Annotated in this window: 2 protein-coding genes; both read right to left on the bottom strand. The window is 42.1% G+C overall.

Annotated features, from left to right (window positions below; translation table 11 throughout):
- The coding region (locus B3R79_RS03085) for a sugar phosphate nucleotidyltransferase (RefSeq protein WP_293693690.1) at positions 1-350 on the bottom strand (350 nt) is incomplete at its 3' end.
- A gap of 1 nt (position 351) precedes the next feature.
- Positions 352-2,253, bottom strand: coding sequence for a 1,4-alpha-glucan branching protein GlgB (gene glgB, locus B3R79_RS03080; protein ID WP_293693714.1), 1,902 nt, complete (start codon positions 2,251-2,253; stop codon positions 352-354).
- Positions 2,254-2,281 lie beyond the last annotated feature (28 nt).

The following is a 2,281-nucleotide window of genomic DNA, read 5'->3' as shown; positions in this document are numbered from 1 at the left end:
TCAATGCTATCAATATAATCCATATTTTGATAAATGGCATGGCTGGTTCCTTCAAACCAACGATTCCCTTCCGTAGCAGAATAAGGTTGTAAAATGGTCGCACCAGAATTGATGCCATCTAGCCCCCAGTTTGAACCATTTCCCACGTGGCTATTTAAGGCTAATGGTTGGTATTGTGTGATAATACCAACATTTGAAATGCCTGAGTTAGCACAGTTTGAAAGTGCAAAGTCAATAATACGATAACGCCCACCAAACTGAACCGCTGGTTTGGCGATGTTCTGTGTTAATTTTCCAAGACGTGTCCCCTGTCCTCCTGCGAGGATGAGTGCTAACATTTCATTTCTCATTTTATATTCCTTTCTTAGGAATAGTTTTTATGATACGCCGTTTTAATTTCCAAATGCTTGCTCCCAAGGCTGGCAAGGTGAAACTCAAGGTATTTTCATAATGTTTCCAAAGCTCGTCTTGAGTGCGTGTTTGTGGATTGTTTTCTTGCCAAACCCCGCCAAATTCAGCGAGTTCGGTATTCCAGACTTCCTCATAAACGCCCGCTACTGGCACCCCAATCGTGAAGTTTTTCCGCTCGACTGGCACCATATTGAAAATACAGACCAGCATATCCACTTCTTCATTTTTGCGGATAAAGGACAAGACCGTCTCATCTTTATTGTCCGCATCAATGATTTCAATGCCATCATAGCTGTCATCAATCTTCCAAAGCACATTGTTATCCTTGTAAAATTGATTTAAACGACTGGTGAAACCAAGCATTTTACGGTTGAGGTCGTCTTCTAAATTTCCCCACTCCAATTGGTCATTGTATTTCCACTCCAAAAACTGACCAAATTCGCTTCCCATAAACAAGAGTTTCTTACCTGGGTGGCAAATCTGATAGGTATAGAGGTTTCTCAATCCTGCAAATTGATTGTAGCGATCTCCCCACATTTTGTGCATCATGCTTTTTTTACCATGCACGACTTCATCATGCGACAAAGCTAGGAGGAAATCCTCCGAGAAAACATACATGAAACTAAAAGTCACTAGATTAAAATCGTATTTCCGATAAACAGGATCTTCTTCATAGAATTTTAAGATGTCGTTCATCCATCCCATGTTCCACTTGTAGTCAAACCCTAGCGAATCCCATTCCACAGGGCCAGTGACTTTTGTCCCGCTGGTACTTTCTTCGGCAATCATCATCACGTCAGGATAAGCTTCTTTAATGACGGTATTCAATTTTTGCAGAAAATGATAGCCCTCGTAATTGCGGTTGCCGCCATCTTTATTTGGTGTCCAAGGACCAATATCGTAGTCACGGTAAATCATATTGCTGACGGCATCAACTCGGATCCCATCCAAGTGGTAATAATCAATCCAAAACTTGGCACTCGAAATCAAAAAGGACTGAACTTGATTTTTGCCAAGATCGAAATTTAAAGCTCCCCAGCCACGATTATGTGCTTGATCGTAATCCTGATATTCAAAGGTCGGCGTGCCATCATAATACGCCAAAGCATCATCATTTATGGTAAAGTGACCAGGGACCCAATCGACAATAACACCGATATTATTGAGGTGACAAGCCTCTACGAAATTTTGAAAATCCACAGGTGTTCCGTAACTGCTCTCAAATGCAAAATAGCCCATCAGCTGATAGCCCCAGCTGGCATCAAGAGGGTGAGCCATCAAAGGCATCAATTCAACATGCGTATAGTTCATCTCCACCAAATAAGGCACCAATTCTTCCGTTAATTCCTTGAATTGGTAAGGGCGACCATCGGCGTGTTTCTTCCAAGACCCAGCATGCACTTCATAAATATTGACTGGGCGTTTTTGAAAACCAAACCGTTTTCGTCGCCCCAACCAAAGTGAGTCTTTCCATTTCTTCTCTGGAAAATCCGTGATAACTGCAGCGGTACCTGGTCTTTGTTCAAAGTAAAACGCAAATGGGTCAATCTTTTCAACCTCATGTCCTGTTGAGCGTTTCACCAAGTACTTATACAATTGATTTGGCTTAGGCTGGTCTGTAAATACCTCCCAAACCCCCGCTACATTTCGCTTCATTGCCAGTGGATTATCTCTCCATTGTGTAAAATCGCCGATAAGATGAACAGCCTGAGCATTTGGAGCCCATACTCTAAAAACATAGCCATCTTTGCCGTCTCGGTTTTCCTTATGAAAACCAAAATAGTGCTGAGCATGGTAATTTTCACCCGTTCCAAAAGTTCTCAGTGCTTCACTTACGTCCATCAAACATCTGTACTGACCCCAAAAAGTT

The sequence above is a fragment of the Streptococcus sp. UBA3373 genome, from assembly GCF_002360305.1.
GTDB lineage: Bacteria > Bacillota > Bacilli > Lactobacillales > Streptococcaceae > Streptococcus > Streptococcus alactolyticus.
Note: the sequence above shows the minus strand (reverse complement) of the source record. Positions and strands in the feature narration are given on the sequence as shown.